This window comes from Kribbella sp. NPDC004875, assembly GCF_042873375.1.
Lineage (GTDB): Bacteria > Actinomycetota > Actinomycetes > Propionibacteriales > Kribbellaceae > Kribbella.
This window is the reverse complement of sequence record NZ_JBIALI010000008.1, coordinates 325254-339612: the sequence shown is the minus strand read 5'-3', so window position 1 is coordinate 339612 and position 14359 is coordinate 325254. Positions and strand designations below refer to the sequence as shown.

Here is a 14359-nt window from a genome sequence, read left to right as displayed (position 1 = left end):
GCCCACGGGTACTTCAGGCGTTGTACGTCGTCTCGTCCAGCCCGCTCATGGTCGGGTCGTAACCTACCTCGCCCACGTCGTACATCGACGTCATCCAGTGGTAGAAGTTGTCGCCACGATCCCGCAGTACCGTGTAGAGCCGACGCATCATCCGTGACCGGACCGCCGTCTGCTCCGGGTGCTCGTACACGTTCAGCAACTCGTCCGGATCGAGCTCGAGATCGTAGAGCTCGTTCACCGAGTCCGGGTTCACCACCAGCTTGTACCGGTCCGTGCGCAGCATCCGCTGGGGATACGGGAAGTGGTGCCCGTGGAACTCGCACACGATGTCGTCGTCCCACTCGGCCGGCTCGTCACCCATCAGCGGGAGCAGGCTGCGCGAGTCCGTCGCGGGCTTCGGGTCGACCCCGGCCAGCTCGAGAATCGTCGCCGTACAGTCGAGCAGGCTGACGAACTCGTCCCGTACGACGCCCTCCGGCTGACCCGGGACGCGCAGCAGACCGGGCGTCCGGTAGATGTCCTCGTACATCGCCGGGCCCTTGTCGTGCAGCCGGTGCGAACCGGTGAACTCCCCGTGGTCGCAGGTGAAGAACACGGCGGTGTCGTCGACGAGACCGAGCTCCTGCATCTTCGCCAGCACGCGGCCGATCTCGAAGTCGATCAGCGCGACGTACCCCTGGTAGATCGCGATCAGCTTGCGGGTGGTCTCGATCGGCATCGTGTCGAATGTCCAGTGCGCGCTGTAGTTCTTCTGCACCGGCGGCTTGCCCTGGAACGTCTCGGCCACCGACCGCGGCAGCTCGACCTGCGCGGGGTCGATCAGGTCGAAGTACTCGTCGGGCAGGATGTACGGCAGGTGCGGGCCGAAGAAGTGCAGTGCCAGGAAGAACGGCTGCGCACCGTCGGCGGCGTACCGCTCGAGCGTCTCGATCGCCCGCGTCGCGAGGTAATGCTCGAACGTCGCCTCCACGGGCTGGTGCAGCCGGGCGGCGAGCAGGTTGCCCGGCCCGCCGTTCGGCAGCGTCCCGCGGATCCGGTCCGAGATCTCGTACGGCGGGAGTCCCCGCTCCTCGAGATACGCGAGGTAGTCCGGATGATCGACTGGGTTGTGCCAGCCTGGCAGGTCGGGACCGTCGAAGCCGAAGTCACCGGCCGACTTGTTGGTCCCGACATGCCACTTGCCGATCAGGCCGCAGTTGTAGCCGGCGTCGCGCAACGCCTGCGAGAACGTGAACGTCCCCTCGCCCAGGTCCTCCAGGTAGCCGACGTTGCGCTCGTAGTTCGCCAGCAGTTTGTGCCGGAACGGGGCCTGCCCGGTGAGCAGGCTGGCACGGGCCGGCGTACAGATCGCCGTCGGGGTGTACCAGCGGTCGAAGCGGGTCCCGGTGCGGGCGAGTTCGTCCAGGTGCGGGGTGGTGCCGAGGTTGTTGCCGTAGGCACCGAGCGTGTCCGCCCGGTGCTGGTCGGTCATCAGGAACAGGATGTTCTTCCGGTCGGTCACTTGGCCCCCGCCGCGGTGAACAGGTCGCCGGTGTAGTACGTCTTCGGGTCGACCTTGGTCTTCAGTTTGCCGGCCTGGACGAAGTAGTCGGCCATGCCGTTCAGCCACTTGTCGATCGTACCGTCCTTGGTCTTGGCGTCCAGTTCGTCGACCGACAGCACCTTGACGTTGCCCGCGTCGGCCTTCACCTGGTCCACCGGCACGTTCAGCATCTTCGCGGTCAGCTCGATCGACTTGTCCATGTTCGCGGAACGGTAGGCCATCGCCTCCCGGAGTACGGCGATCGTCTTCTCGGTCTTGTCCTTCTGGTCGGTGACCACCTTGTTGCCGGCCACGAACGCGGTCGGGAAGGAGACCTGGGACTCGAAGTCGGAGTTCTTCGCGAGCTCGGTCAGGTCCGGGACCTGCTTCTTGATGGTGCCGATCGCCGGGTACCAGAAGCCGGCCGCGTCGATCTTCTTGGACGCGAACGCCGACACGATCGTCGAGGCGTCCATGTTGACCACCTTGACGTCCTGCTTGGTCATCCCGGCCTTCTTCAGCGCGAGCGTCAGGATCATGTCACCCGACGTTCCCTCCGGCACGCCGACGGTCTTGCCGCGGAGCTGGTCGATCGAGTCGGTGCCGGAGCGGGCGATCACCCGATCCGCGTTGCCGAGGGTGTTGATCGCGATCACCTTCGCCTGGCCGGACGCGGGCAGCCAGAACGCGCCCGGACCGATGTAGCCGAAGTCGAGGTCGCCGGTGCCGAGCGCCTGGATCTGCAGCGGGCCGTTGGTGAACACCTTGGTGCTCGCCTTCAGGCCGTGTTTCTGCCAGAGCTTCTGGTCGTTCGCGATCGCCAGCAGGCTGGTGCCGTTGTAGTCCGCGATGTAGCCGAAGTTCACCTCCTGCAGCGGTCCGCCGTCCGCCGCTTTGTCATCGGATCCGCCGCAACCGGCGAGAGCGAGCGTGAGGGCAACTGCTCCGGCGGCGAGCGCCGTCAGCTTGTGCGAGAAGGTCATCAGGGGGTCCTTTGGATCGTTGCGGAGTCGGCCGCGGTGCGGCCGTCCTGGTGATAGACGGAGTGCCAGACGCGGTTGCGCAGATCGGCGAACTCGGGACTGAGCCGGAACTCCTCCGACCGGGGATAGGGCAGGTCGACGTCGATCACGTCGTAGATCCGCCCCGGCCGCGCGGCCATCACGACGACGCGGTTCGCCAGGAAGACCGCCTCGTCGACGTCATGGGTGATGAACATGACCGTGCGCTGCTCCTGGCTCCACGTCTGCAGCAGCTGCTCCTGCAACGTGACGCGGGTCAGGGCGTCCAGCGCCCCGAACGGTTCGTCCATCAACAGGATCGACGGGTTCACGGCGTACGCGCGGGCGATCGCGCACCGCTGCCGCATCCCGCCGGACAGCATCTTCGGGAGTGCGTCGGCGAAGTCGCTGAGCCCGACCATGTCGATGAAGTGTTGCGCCCGCTCCCGCCGCTCGTTCTTGCGGACACCGGCGGTCTTGAGCCCGAACTCGACGTTCTTGCGGACCGTCAGCCACGGGAAGAGCGCGTATTGCTGGAAGATCACGCCGCGCTCCGGACCCGGCCCGGACACCGGTACGCCGTCCACGAGCGCGCGTCCCGCGGTCGGTTCCTCGAGCCCGGCGAGGATGTTCATCAGCGTGCTCTTGCCACAGCCCGACGGGCCGACCACGGTGATGAACTCGTTGCCGGCGATGTCCAGCGAGACCTGGTCGAGCGCGGTGAAGGTGTCTTTGCCAAGGGCAAAGGTCTTGGTGACCGACTGCACAGAGATCTTCATCGGCGCTCCTGCCATCCGGTGAGTCGGCGTTCGGCCATCAGCAGCAGCCGGTCCATCAGCAGGCCGAGGATGCCGATCGAGATCAGGCCGACGAAGATCGTCGGCAGGTCGTAGTACAGCTGCGCGTTCTGCATCCGGAACCCGAGGCCCTGCTGGGCGGCGATCAGTTCGGCGGCGACCAGGGTGGCCCAGGCCGACCCGAGCCCGACCCGCATGCCGACCAGGATGAACGGCGTGGACGCCGGGACCACCACCCGGGCGAAGATGCCGGCGTCCCTCGAACCGAGGACCCGGGCCGCGTTGATCAGCGTCTTGTCGACGTTGACGACCCCTTGGAACGTCGAGATCACGCAGGCGAGGAACGCGGCCAGGAAGATCACGAAGATCTTCGGTGCCTCGCCGATCCCCATCAGCACGATGGCCAGCGGGATGATCGCCAGCGGCGGGACGGTCCGGAAGAACTGGATCCACGGCTCGACCAGCCCGCGCAGGACGGCGTACCAGCCCATCAGGAAGCCGACGGGTACGGCGACCGCGGTGCCGAGCGCGAAGCCGATCAGGACGCGGGTCAGGCTGGCCAGGACGTCCTTGCCCAGGGTGCCGTTGCCGATCAGGGTCGCGGCCTGCGAGACCACCTCGGGCGGTGTCGGCAGCTTCAGCCCGGCGAGCGCGAGGATCCACCAGACCGCGATGCCGAGGCCGATGGAGATCGCGTTCAGCAGCAGCGGAAGGCCGCCGGCTCGGGCCCGGGCTCTGCCGCCGGCCCGGTCGCGCGGCTTGGCGCCGCGGGCTGTCTGATCACTGACGACGGCCATCGGCCACTCCTTGGGTCGCGGTGCGCGGACGGACCACCGTCCGCGAACCTGTGCCGGCCGGTGCCGGCGTTTCGGGGTAGCCCGCCAGCAGCGGCGAGCTGTGGAAGACGGCGGCCAGCGCACCGAGGGCGCCGTCGTCGTCGGAGAGGTACGCCGCCCGGACGCCGGGGGAGGGGGCGCCCGGGAAGAGTTCGTAGGTGACGGTCGCCGCGGCCTGCTGGACGATCACCGGCGCGATCCGGGTGATCTCGCCGCCGATGACGATCTCGGACGGGTTCAGCGCCATCCCGACCGCAGCCAGCACCTTGCCGACCGCGGTGGCGGCGTCACGCAGTACGCGGTCGGCGATCGGGTGCGAGCGGGCCACGGCGGTCGCCAGGTCGTCGAGGGTGTCGACGGCGAGGCCCGCGGTTCGGCAGGCGGCGAGGATCGCCGGGGCCGACGCGACGGTTTCGAGACAGCCGGTCTTGCCACACCGGCACCGCTCGCCGTCGGCGTGCACGGTCACGTGCCCGAGTTCGCCCGCGAGACCGGCAGAACCGGAGACCAGGCGGCCGCCCACCACCAGTCCGCCGCCGACGCCGTCGGACAGCCGCACGTACAGCAGGTTCTCGATCGCCTTCTCGCCGAAGATCGCCTCGGCCAACGCCGCCAGCCGGGTGTTGTTGTCCACGATCACGGCCGCACCGAACCGCTCGCAGAACGCCTCGTCGACCGAGGCCTCGTGGAACCCGTCCGCCGCCGCGCGGTGCGACGGGAAGCCGCGGACGTCCGGCTTGCCCGAGTACGGTCCCGGGATCCCGATGCCGACACCTTGCAGTGCGCCGTAGTGGACGCCGTACTGCGTGCTGAGTCGTTCGAGCAGCTCGAACGCGACCTCGAGCCGGGTGGGCCAGTCGACGCGATCCTCGTACCGGTCCGATCCAGACGCGACGATCTCGTGCGAGGCGTCCGCGACGACGACGTGGACCCGGCGGTGACCGAAGTCCACGCCCATGAACTGGCCGGACGCCGGGTCCAGTGCGAGCCGTTCCGCCGGGCGGCCACTGCCCTCCCGATCCGCGGCGTCGGTGTCGATCACGACGATCGCGCCGCGCTGCAGCAGGCTCCCGGTGATCTCGGACAGCGTCGTACGGGACAGGCCGACCGCGCGGGCGATCTGGTTCCGGCTGAGCGCGCCTTGCGCACGCAGCACCTGGAGGACCCGTTCTTCGTGGGTCCTCCGCACGAGTGCCTGAACTCCTGGCTGCGTCTGCACGCCCGTGACGCTAAGAACCCGGAATTTTTCCGTCAACAGTCCGACAAAAAACTTTCGGGATTCTGCCGAACCCTGACGCAATCCGGTGCCGGACCTGTCGGGGTGTTCCTCGCGTGTGAGGTGGGGCTCGCCGGCGCCTCCGTCCTCGTGCTGGAGCGCGGAGCGAAGGAGACGACTCCGTGGTTCTGACCCGACGACCGTTCTGTACTTGCCGGTCCATTTTCTGCGGCCTACGTTCGATCGCGGAGATCCGAACGAGAGAAGGCTTTGATGCACGGGATGTTCGTCCGCGAGTACGGCGGTCCGGAAGTGATGGCCTGGACGGAGTTGCCTGATCCGGTGCCGGGACCTGGTGAGGTCGTGGTGGGGGTGCGGGTGGCCGGGGTGAACTACATGGACACCGGTGTCCGGAGGATGCCGGTGCGCACCTGGTCGATTCCGGCTGTGCTCGGCGTGGAGGGCATGGGCGTCGTCACCGCGCTGGGTGCCGGGGTGGACGGGTTGACCGTCGGCGATCGGGTGGCCTGGTACTACCACCGTGGCAGCTACGCCGAACAGGTCGCGATTCCGGCGGACTCGCTGGTGCGGGTGCCCGACGAGATCGACGACGAGACGGCTGCGGCGGTGCTGATGCAGGGCCTGACCGCCAACCACTTCACCACCGAGACGTATGCGATCCGGCCTGGTGACACTGCCGTCGTGCACGCTGCCGCGGGTGGCGTCGGATCGATGCTGACCCAGATGATCAAGGCGCGTGGCGGCACCGTGATCGGCCTGGTGTCGCGCGCGGAGAAGGTCGCGGCGGCGAAGCAGGCGGGCGCCGATCAGGTACTGGTGTCGAGCGGTGGTGGCTTCGAGGATCGCGTCCGGGAGCTGACCGGGGGAGCGGGAGCCGAGGTCGTGTACGACGGTGCGGGTGCGTCGACCTTCCACTCGTCGCAGCTCGCGCTGCGGCGTCACGGCGTCCATGTGTACTACGGCGTACTGATCGGCAACCCGACGTTCAATCCGGCCGAGCTGCCGAACAGCATCCTGCTGTCGTATCCGGCGGTCGCGGACCACGTGCCGACCCGCGCGGCGCTGGTCCGCCGGACGAACGAGGTCTTCGACTTCGTCCGGTCGGGCCGGCTGACGCCGCGGATCGGTGGCCGGTATCGCCTCGCGGACGCCGCACAGGCGCACCGCGACCTCGAATCCCGCCGTACCACCGGCAAGCTGCTCCTGTTCCCGTAGTCCGAGGACAGGCCTGGGTCCGGAGAGGCTGGGGATCAGCCCTCGCGCCGCGGCGATTGCTGCAAGCGCACGGGGCCCGGGCCCTGCACCCGCAACGTGTCATCAGGATTCAGGAGCGCGCAGGCTCTCATCGACAGGCAGCCGCAGCCGATGCAGCCGGTCAGTTCGTGCTCCAGGTCTTCGAGGATTCGGCGACGCGCCTCGAGTTGGCGTTTCCAGGCGCGGGACATGCGCTGCCAGTCGGCGTGGGTCGGCGCGTGATCCTGCGGGAGGCCGGCGAAGACGACGCTCAGGTCGGACAGGGGTACGCCGAGGCGCCTGGCGACGATGATCAGCGAGATCCGGCGCAGCATGTGGCGGGCGTAGATGCGCTGGTTGCAGGCGTTGCGCGAGGAGTGGATCAAGCCTTTGCGCTCGTAGAAGTGCAGCGTGGACGCCGGTACGCCGGTTCGCCGGATCACTTCGCCGATCGCCAAGGGAACGTTGGTGTCCACGCGCTTGTCCATCGTGGCACGACGGTATGGCCTCAACCATGGTTGAGGTCAATGACTTGCCCTCAACCCAGGTTGAGGCATTGAGCTGGCGCCATGAGCACAACGACTACGAGCCCCGGTCCGACCGTCAGAGCCGCGGCGCTGACCCTGTGTGTGGTGCTGGCCGGCGTCGTGCTGGTCGCGATGTCGATTTCCGGCACAGCGGTGGCCCTTTCGAGTATCGGGAACGATCTAGGCACCGCGGGATCGCCGTTGAACTGGGTGGTCGCGGGCTACAACCTGGCCTTCGCCGCGATGACCCTGGTGGCGGGGTCGGCCGCGGACCGGATCGGTCGCCGCCGGGTGTTCGTCGTCGCCGCGACCGTCTTCGCGGTCGGCTTCCTGCTCACCGCGGTCGGCCGGTCCATCGTGGTGGTCGATGCGGCACGGATCGTCTCGGGCGCGGGGGGTGCGGGCATCATGGCTGCGGGCGGAGCGCTGCTCGCCTCGGCGTACGAAGGCGTCGCGCGTCATCGTGCCTTCGCTCTGATGGGCACCATGGCCGGCGTCGGGATCGCGATCGGGCCGACGCTGTCCGGTCTGCTGGTCACGGCCGTCGGCTGGCGCGGCAGCTTCGCCGTCTTCGCGGCCGCCGGCCTGCTCATCGCAGGCACCGCGATCCGCGGGCACGAGTCGCGCTCGCCCGATGGCTCCACCGACTGGCTCGGCAGTCTGCTGTTCGTCGCGGCGTTGTCGGTCCTGATGTACGCCGTCCTCGAAGCACCCGGCGCCGGCTGGGGATCGCCCCGGATCGTCTCCGCCTTCGTCGTCGCCCTGCTGGCGCTGTCGGCCTTCGCGATCGTCCAGCGGCGCAGCAAGTCGCCGGTCCTGGCTCCCGCGTTGATGGCGAACCGCCGCTTCCTGGGGTGGAGCCTCGCCACGTTGACGACCTCGATCGGGTTCCTCGGGGTCCTGGTGTTCCTGCCGACCTACCTCCAGGCCGCCGCCGGTCTGAGTCCAGCTGCCGCGGGCCTGGCGATGCTGCTCCTGACCGCGCCGGTCCTCTTGGTACCGATGATCGCTGTCGGCCTGGTGAACAGGGGGATCCCGGCCCGTACAGTGATCCTGATCGCGCTGGCATCAGTTGTCTGCGGCAACTTGTCGCTGACCGTGTTGCGGCCCGGCAACACCGTCGCTGTCGTGGCGGTGCCGCTGCTCCTGATCGGCATCGGCATGGGCGCATCGTTCGGCATCACCGATGGGCAGGCGATGAGCCTGGTGCCGGCCGCGGCCGTGGGGACGGCGGCAGGCTTTCTCAACACTCTCCGCGGTGCCGCGGAAGCCCTGGTCATCGCGGGTTTCAGCGCCTCCCTTCTCGGCCTGCTCGGTACGAAGCTCGACGCCGGCCGTACCCAGGCGGCAGCCGTCAGCTCCGGCCGCCTCAGCGAACAGGCAGCAGCTGAACTGGATGCCTTCACCTGGTCCTGGCAGGTGACACAGCTCGGCATCAGCGCCGTCTGCCTGATCCTGAGCGTGGCTGTTGCAGCCCTGATTCTCCGGAGCCGGCCGTCGTCGTGATGATGCCGGTGCACCCGGGAGCCCGGAGCTCCCCCGCGTCACGCGGGGGTGAGGGTGATGTTGCCGCCGTGGGTGCGGGCGCGGACGGCGACGGTGTGGGTGGGGGCGGCCGGGGGCTCGACGGTGTTGAAGACGCGGCCGATCGAGGTGTGGGCGTCGAGGGCGGTGGCGGTGCCTTCGGGGACGCCGAGGGTGACCTCGCCGGTGGCGGTGTAGACGTCCACGGTGCCGGTGCCGAAGGTGCCGACCCGGATGTCGCCGTTCGCGGTCCGCGCGTGCACCTCGGCGACTGCCGCCTGTACCGAGATGTTGCCGGTGGCCGACTTGGCCCGGAGCGTGCCGACCCGGTCGACGCGGATGTCGCCGTTCGCGGTCTTCAGCTCACAGGCGCCGGCCTCGCCGGTGACGACGTACTCGCCCTTGGCGGTGTAGCCCTGGAGGTCCGACCCGGTCGGCAGGTCGATCTCGATCTCGACCGAGCCGTACCGCTTGCTGAAGATCGACCGCAGCTTCGGGTGCCTGACCTGCAGTTTCCCGTCGGTGAACTCGACGACGACCTGCTCGGCGGCCTTCACGTCCAGGTCCCAGGCCGGGTCGGTCGGGCGGATGGCGACGACCGTGTCGGCGCGCTCGGCGGCCCGGACGGTGATGTTGCCGAAGATGATGTCGATGGTCGCGGAGATCGGTGCGGGGGTGCTGAAGGTGGACATCGTGTGCTCCTGACGGTGCGTCTGGTTGATGCCGCCAACTCTGGTACGACGCCCTGACACCGCACCGCCACGCGGTCCGGACACCACCCCTGACATCGCCTGACACCGTGTAGGCGGCGTGTCAGGTGCGTGTCAGGGCTGCTGCCGACAGTGTTCCCATGACAACTTCGGCGATCGCGGTCCACGGACTGCGCAAGGCATTCGGCGACAAGACCGTGCTCGACGGAATCGACCTCGAGGTCCCCGCGGGCACCGTCTTCTCACTGCTCGGCCCGAACGGGGCCGGCAAGACGACGACCGTCAACGTGCTCACCACGCTGACGAAGGCGGACGGCGGCACGGTCCAGGTGGCCGGGCACGACATCGCGACCCAGGCCAAGGCGGTCCGCTCGGCGATCGGGGTCACCGGTCAGTTCGCGGCCGTCGACGAGCTGCTCACCGGCCGCGAGAACCTGCAGCTGATGGTCGACCTGACCCCGGCCGCGAGTAAGGGGGCCGTCGCCGAGCTGCTGGAGCGTTTCGATCTGGTCGAGGCGGCGGACAAGGCGGCGTCGACGTACTCCGGCGGCATGCGCCGCAAGCTCGACCTGGCGATGACGCTGGTCGGCGACCCGCGGATCATCTTCCTCGACGAGCCGACCACGGGTCTGGACCCGCGCAGCCGGCGCACGATGTGGACGATCGTCCGCGAACTGGTGGCCGGCGGCGTGACGATCTTCCTCACCACGCAGTACCTCGACGAGGCCGACGAGCTGGCCGACCAGATCGCCGTCCTGGACAAGGGCCGGTTGGTTGCCCACGGCGCCCCGGACGAGCTGAAACGGCTGATCCCCGGCACACACGTCCGGTTCCGGTTCGGCTCCGCCGCGGACCTCGACGAGGCTGCGCGGTTGTTCCCCAACGCCACCAAGGACGACGACGCGCTGTCCCTGCGTGTCCCCAGCGACGCCGGCACCAAGTCGGTCCGTGCGTTGCTCGACCGGCTCGACGAGGCCTCCCTCGAGGCCGAGGAGTTCTCCGTGCACACCCCTGATCTCGATGACGTTTTCCTGACCCTCACGGGCCACGGCACCACTGACACCGCGGAGGTAGTCGCGCAATGAAGAATCCCTCGATGGTGATGCTGCGCCGCAACTTCAAGCACATCGCCCGCAACCCCACCTCGGTCTTCAATGCCGTCCTGATGCCGGTCGTGGTGATGCTGATGTTCGTCTACATGCTCGGCGACGCCTTCAGCGTCGGTGTCCCGTACGTCGACTACGCGACGCCCGGCATGCTCCTCCTCGCGGTCTGCTACGGCCTCGGCTCGGTGGCGACCTCGGTGAACTCCGACATGACCAAGGGCATCATCAACCGCTTCAAGGTGATGGACGTACCGCGTGGTGCGGTCCTCACCGGGCACGTGATCGCCAGCCTGCTGACCAACCTGATCGCGATCGCGGCGATCATCGGTGTCGCGTTCGCGCTCGGGTTCAACCCGTCGGCGAGCTTCACCGAGTGGCTCGGGGTGATCGGTCTCGTCGTCCTGCTCGGGCTCGCCTGTGGCTGGCTGACCGTCGCCCTCGGGCTGTCGGCGAAGACGCCGGAGACCGCCGGTCTGGCCTCCGTTCCGCTGGTGATGCTGCCGTTCTTCAGCAGCGCGATCGTGCCGGCGGACAAGATGGGTCCGGGCGTGAAGCAGTTCGCGGAGTACCAGCCGTTCACGCCGATCATCGAGAGCCTGCGCGGGCTGCTCAACGGATCGGCCGCCACCGGTGACCTGGTCGCCGCGCTGGCCTGGCTGGTCGGGATCGCCGTGGTCGGCTACATCTGGGCGACCTCGACGTTCAAGAAGCGAGCGTGACCGCGACCAGTTCCTGCCAGCCGGCCGTTCGTCCCTCGTCCGTCGCCTCGGTGAACCTCGTGTCACCGAGGCGGCGACGCGTTTCGTCCTCGATCCGGCTCAGGTCCGGATTGGACTTGTCCGGCAGTCCCCGTACGGCGGCGCTCGCAGCCAGCAAGCGCGCGGCCTGCTCGTCCTGATCGGTCCGCAACGCCAGGTCCGCGATGCCGACCAGCACCTGCGCGATGCCGGGGACATGCCCTCCTTCGGTCGCTGCCTGCACCGCCGCGCTCCGGTGCTGCCAGACTTCGTCGAGATCCTCGGCCAGATAACCGAGGAGGTCCTCGATCGTCGTGCGCAGGTTGGCGTTCTCGGCCTCGTGGCCCAGCATGGCCGTGGCGGCGTCGAGTTGCCGGCGCGATTCCGCGTTGTCGCCTCGCCAGCGTGCGAGTTCGGCCTTGCTCAGCGCCAGTTCGACGAGCGCCTCCGGCCAGGCGACCCGCTCCGCGCGCCGCTGCGCCTCGGTCAACGCCGTGGCGCTGGCGTCCTGGTCACCCACCAGGTAGTACAGCTGCGCCTGCCGCGACCGCATCCGTACGACGTCCTCGGTGGCTCCGACCTCCTCGGCGACCGCGATCGCCTGCTCGTAGTACTCGCACGCGGCGGCGAAATCGCCTCGGACCGCGAGCCGGTCGGCCAGCTCGGTGAGCGCGAACGAGATACCCCAGCGTTCGCCGATCGCGCGGAACTCGGACAGCGCCGTGGCGAGCAGGTCGTCCGCTTCCTCGTCGCCGTCGCCGAGCATGATCCGCATCTTGCCGACCTGCAACCGCGCCAACGCCCGTACCCACGGATCGTCGGCGTCCAGCAGCGGCTCGAACGCGGTGACGAACGCGGACGGTCCGTCCAGCAGGCGTTCCAGCGCGGACGACATCGTCACGGCGGGGTGCAGGTCGTCGATCCGGCGGCTGATCTCGGCGGCCTTCCGGATCCACTCCTCCGCGTTGTACTGGTCGCGCCCGCGCCCCGACGTCATGAACCCGGTGACGAACGCGTACACGACGGCCAGCGTCTCGTCCGGCACCTCGCCCGGAACCGTTGGTGCGGCCATCAAGAAGTCGTTGCCTTCGACCTTGTGTCCCGCGAACCACCAGTACCACCCGGCGGCCGCGGCGAGCCGCATCGACCCTTCGGCCTCGCCGGCCGCGAGCGCCCCGCGCATCGCCGCGGCGATGTTGTCGTGCTCCGCTTCGAGCTTCGCCAGCCACTCCAGCTGCTCGACGCGCCGCAGATGCGGGTCCGCCGTCTCGACCAACTCGGTGAAGTACGCGAGGTGGGTACGCCGGGTCAGCTCGGACTCGCCCGCTTCCGCGAGCCGCTGCTCGGCGTACTCCTTGATCGTCCCGAGCAACCGGTAGCGCGCGTCGTCCTTGGTGACGACCAGCGACTTCTCGGTCAGCGAGGTCAGCAGGTCGAGTACCTCCCAGGACTCGACCTCACCACCGGCGCAGACCTGTTCGGCTGCTTCGAGGCTCGCGCCACCGGCGAACACCGCGAGCCTGCGCAGTACCGACTTCTCGGCGTCCGAAAGCAGCTCCCAGCTCCAGTCGACGACAGCGCGCAGCGTGCGGTGCCGGGGGAGCGCCGTACGGCTGCCGCCGGTCAGGATGCGGAAGCGGTCGTCGAGCCGGGTGGCGAGCTGTTCCAGCGACATGGTGCGCAGCCTGGCCGCGGCCAGCTCGATCGCCAGCGGCATGCCGTCGAGCGCCCGGCAGATCCGCGCGATCGTCTGCAGGTCCGCCGACATGTCCTTGCCGACCGCGCTGGCCCGGTCCTGCAGCAGACGGACGGCAGGCGATGCCCCGATCTCGTTGGAGTCGGCTGACTCCGCGGGCAGCGCGAGTGGTGCGACCGGCCACAGCGCCTCGCCGGTGATGCCGAGCGGCTCCCGGCTGGTCGCGAGGATGCGTACCCGCTTGCACTCGCCGAGCACCCGGTGCGCGAAGGTCGCCGCCGACTCGATCACGTGCTCGCAGTTGTCCAGGATCAGCAGCATCGCCCGCTCCCGGATCGCGGCGATCACCCGATCGGTCTGATCCGCGTCCGGGATGTCGCCGAGCAGCGCGTCCCGCAGCGCCAGGGCACCGAGCGTCGCCTGCGCCACGTCGCCGTCCGGGCCGATCGCCGCGAGCTCGACCATCCACGCGCCGTCCGGCAGATCGCCGAGCAGGGTTCGCGCGGTCTCCGCGGAGAGTCTCGTCTTTCCCGAGCCGCCCGGGCCGATCAGGGTCGTCAGCCGGTGTCCGGCGATCAGGTCGCGAACGGCGGCAACGTCCGCGTCCTTCCCGACGTACGTCGTGAGTTCCTCGCGGAGGTTGGTGTTGCGCTTCTCCTCCTTGCGGGACAGCTCGCCGCGGAGCAGGGCGACATGCAGCGCGGAGAGTTCGGGCGACGGGTCGACGCCCAGCTCGTCGGCGAGCGTCTCCCGCGTGCGCTCGTAGACCCGGAGCGCCTCGGTGTCCCGGCCGGAAGCGACCAGGGCGCGCATCAGGGCGGCCACGAGACGTTCCCGAACCGGGTGCGCGGCGACCAGGTCGGTCAGTTCGGTGACGACGTCCGCGCCGTGGCCGAGGGTGATCTCGGCGTCGTACCGGTCCTCCATGGCGGCCAGCCGGAGCCCGTCGAGCCGGGTCACCGCCGCGTCGAACGCGCCGCTCTCGGTCAGGCCGACGTCCTGCATCGCCGGACCCCGCCACAACGCGAGCGCCTCACGCAGCAGCCGGACGCTCTGCGGGTCCTGGTCGGTGCGGGCGCGGGTCAACAGGCTCTCGAACCGTACGGCGTCCACCGCGTCGGGATCCACGCGCAGCCGGTAACCGTCCGTGTGGCCCTCAACGGAGCCTTCGGGGAGCACCTTCCGGAGCCGCGAGACCAGCCGTTGCAGGGCGTTCGCGGCGTCAGCGGGCGGCTGCTCGCCCCAGATCCAGTCGACCAGCGTGGCCTTCGGGACCACGCGACCAGCTTCGAGCGCGAGCGCGATCAGCAACCCGCGCAACCGCGCGCCCGGTACGTCAACGATGCTGCCGTCGTCCGCACGAACCTCGAATGGCCCCAGCATCCCAATCTGCACCCGCCAGATTTTGCCACGCGCACGGGAGCGGCCCGCTT

At 69.1% G+C, this 14359-nt stretch carries 12 protein-coding genes; 4 read left to right on the top strand and 8 right to left on the bottom strand.

Annotated elements, in window-relative coordinates; all coding sequences use genetic code 11:
• Positions 1–13 precede the first annotated feature (13 nt).
• Genes ACFYRH_RS37685 through ACFYRH_RS37665 form a run of 5 tightly spaced genes read right to left on the bottom strand, consistent with a single transcriptional unit; the run spans position 14 to position 5375 of the window.
• Entirely contained in the window at positions 14–1501 is a 1488-nt protein-coding gene (locus tag ACFYRH_RS37685) for a sulfatase-like hydrolase/transferase (protein WP_387785062.1), read from the bottom strand.
• Positions 1498–2505: an aliphatic sulfonate ABC transporter substrate-binding protein gene (locus ACFYRH_RS37680; protein ID WP_387785061.1), complete on the bottom strand. Its 1008-nt coding sequence runs from the start codon at positions 2503–2505 to the stop codon at positions 1498–1500. The genes ACFYRH_RS37685 and ACFYRH_RS37680 overlap by 4 nt, the downstream gene beginning before the upstream one ends.
• A complete protein-coding gene (locus ACFYRH_RS37675) occupies positions 2505–3302 on the bottom strand; it encodes an ABC transporter ATP-binding protein (protein WP_387785060.1) in 798 nt (265 codons plus the stop codon). Before ACFYRH_RS37675 ends, ACFYRH_RS37680 begins: the two co-directional genes overlap by 1 nt.
• Positions 3299–4117 carry an ABC transporter permease gene (locus tag ACFYRH_RS37670; protein WP_387785058.1) on the bottom strand — a complete coding sequence of 273 codons (819 nt, stop codon included), beginning with the start codon at positions 4115–4117 and terminating at the stop codon, positions 3299–3301. Before ACFYRH_RS37670 ends, ACFYRH_RS37675 begins: the two co-directional genes overlap by 4 nt.
• Positions 4101–5375, bottom strand: coding sequence for an ROK family transcriptional regulator (locus ACFYRH_RS37665; protein ID WP_387785056.1), 1275 nt, complete (start codon positions 5373–5375; stop codon positions 4101–4103). Before ACFYRH_RS37665 ends, ACFYRH_RS37670 begins: the two co-directional genes overlap by 17 nt.
• Before the next feature lie 270 nt (positions 5376–5645).
• On the opposite strand from ACFYRH_RS37665, the gene ACFYRH_RS37660 reads away from it, so the two are divergent.
• Positions 5646–6608 (top strand): quinone oxidoreductase family protein, encoded by a 963-nt coding sequence (locus ACFYRH_RS37660; RefSeq protein ID WP_387785055.1) that lies wholly within the window; start codon positions 5646–5648, stop codon positions 6606–6608.
• Between the two features lie 35 nt (positions 6609–6643).
• Here the strand turns inward: ACFYRH_RS37660 and soxR are convergent, their stop codons facing one another.
• A complete protein-coding gene (soxR, locus tag ACFYRH_RS37655; protein ID WP_387785054.1) occupies positions 6644–7114 on the bottom strand; it encodes a redox-sensitive transcriptional activator SoxR in 471 nt (156 codons plus the stop codon).
• An 81-nt stretch (positions 7115–7195) separates the two neighbouring features.
• Between soxR and ACFYRH_RS37650 the strand changes: the two genes are divergently transcribed.
• Positions 7196–8659 carry an MFS transporter gene (locus ACFYRH_RS37650; protein WP_387785052.1) on the top strand — a complete coding sequence of 488 codons (1464 nt, stop codon included), beginning with the start codon at positions 7196–7198 and terminating at the stop codon, positions 8657–8659.
• Between the two features lie 38 nt (positions 8660–8697).
• On the opposite strand, the gene ACFYRH_RS37645 is transcribed toward ACFYRH_RS37650, so the two are convergent.
• The gene (locus tag ACFYRH_RS37645; RefSeq protein WP_387785051.1) at positions 8698–9369 is read right to left on the bottom strand and encodes a DUF4097 domain-containing protein; all 672 of its coding nucleotides are present in this window, start codon (positions 9367–9369) and stop codon (positions 8698–8700) included.
• Positions 9370–9527: 158 nt separating this feature from the next.
• Between ACFYRH_RS37645 and ACFYRH_RS37640 the strand changes: the two genes are divergently transcribed.
• Both ACFYRH_RS37640 and ACFYRH_RS37635 read left to right on the top strand, forming a co-directional pair.
• Positions 9528–10472: an ATP-binding cassette domain-containing protein gene (locus ACFYRH_RS37640; RefSeq protein WP_387785050.1), complete on the top strand. Its 945-nt coding sequence runs from the start codon at positions 9528–9530 to the stop codon at positions 10470–10472.
• Positions 10469–11212, top strand: coding sequence for an ABC transporter permease (locus ACFYRH_RS37635; RefSeq protein ID WP_387785049.1), 744 nt, complete (start codon positions 10469–10471; stop codon positions 11210–11212). Before ACFYRH_RS37640 ends, ACFYRH_RS37635 begins: the two co-directional genes overlap by 4 nt.
• On the opposite strand, the gene ACFYRH_RS37630 is transcribed toward ACFYRH_RS37635, so the two are convergent.
• Complete coding sequence (locus ACFYRH_RS37630; RefSeq protein ID WP_387785048.1) at positions 11196–14309, bottom strand: BTAD domain-containing putative transcriptional regulator; 3114 nt, start codon at positions 14307–14309, stop codon at positions 11196–11198. The genes ACFYRH_RS37635 and ACFYRH_RS37630 overlap by 17 nt on opposite strands.
• Between the last annotated feature and the right edge of the window lie 50 nt (positions 14310–14359).

Excerpts from the sequence above, each read along its gene's own strand:
- ACFYRH_RS37680 (WP_387785061.1), bottom strand. The coding sequence starts at position 2,505 with ATGACCTTCTCGCACAAGCTGACGGCGCTCGCCGCCGGAGCAGTTGCC.
- ACFYRH_RS37675 (WP_387785060.1), bottom strand. The coding sequence starts at position 3,302 with ATGAAGATCTCTGTGCAGTCGGTCACCAAGACCTTTGCCCTTGGCAAA.
- ACFYRH_RS37670 (WP_387785058.1), bottom strand. The coding sequence starts at position 4,117 with ATGGCCGTCGTCAGTGATCAGACAGCCCGCGGCGCCAAGCCGCGCGAC.
- ACFYRH_RS37660 (WP_387785055.1), top strand. The coding sequence starts at position 5,646 with ATGCACGGGATGTTCGTCCGCGAGTACGGCGGTCCGGAAGTGATGGCC.
- soxR (WP_387785054.1), bottom strand. The coding sequence starts at position 7,114 with ATGGACAAGCGCGTGGACACCAACGTTCCCTTGGCGATCGGCGAAGTG.
- ACFYRH_RS37650 (WP_387785052.1), top strand. The coding sequence starts at position 7,196 with ATGAGCACAACGACTACGAGCCCCGGTCCGACCGTCAGAGCCGCGGCG.
- ACFYRH_RS37645 (WP_387785051.1), bottom strand. The coding sequence starts at position 9,369 with ATGTCCACCTTCAGCACCCCCGCACCGATCTCCGCGACCATCGACATC.
- ACFYRH_RS37640 (WP_387785050.1), top strand. The coding sequence starts at position 9,528 with ATGACAACTTCGGCGATCGCGGTCCACGGACTGCGCAAGGCATTCGGC.
- ACFYRH_RS37635 (WP_387785049.1), top strand. The coding sequence starts at position 10,469 with ATGAAGAATCCCTCGATGGTGATGCTGCGCCGCAACTTCAAGCACATC.
- ACFYRH_RS37630 (WP_387785048.1), bottom strand. The coding sequence starts at position 14,309 with ATGCTGGGGCCATTCGAGGTTCGTGCGGACGACGGCAGCATCGTTGAC.